Origin of the sequence: Bradyrhizobium sp. Arg816 (assembly GCF_029989365.1) — a bacterium.
In the GTDB taxonomy this organism is placed as follows: Bacteria; Pseudomonadota; Alphaproteobacteria; order Rhizobiales; family Xanthobacteraceae; genus Bradyrhizobium.
Window position 1 is genome coordinate 1 of sequence record NZ_JAPRAQ010000229.1, and the last position, 442, is coordinate 442.

General features: G+C 64.3%; 1 pseudogene. It reads left to right on the forward strand.

The window, feature by feature from the left end:
* A pseudogene (locus OWC48_RS46650) lies at positions 1 to 442 on the forward strand (RHS repeat-associated core domain-containing protein); the annotation flags it as partial.

The window sequence follows — 442 nt, forward strand, 5'->3', positions numbered from 1 at the left end:
CGGCCAGCCTTGGCTATGACGGGCGCGGCAACCTGACCAGCTCGGGCAGCTCGGGCTATGGCTATTCAGTCGACAACCAGCTGGTATCGGGCCCGGGCGTGACGATGCTCTACGAGCCCGGCGGCGGGCAATTGCTGCAGACGTACAATAGCAGCACAGGCGCCGACACGCGCTTCGCTTGGGCGGGTGGACAGAAGATTGCCGAGGTCAACGCCTCCGGCTGGACCATCACCAAGCGCAATGTGACGTGGCCCGACGTAGATGAAACATTGGTGTGGTACGAGGGCTCGGGCACCAGCGACCGGCGCTGGCTGGCTGCCGACGAGCGCGGCTCGGTGGTGGCGGTGAGCGATGCCTCGGGCAACGTCATCGGCGTGAACAGCTATGACGAATATGGTATCCCGGCTGCGGGCAATATCGGCAGGTTCCAATATACCGGCCA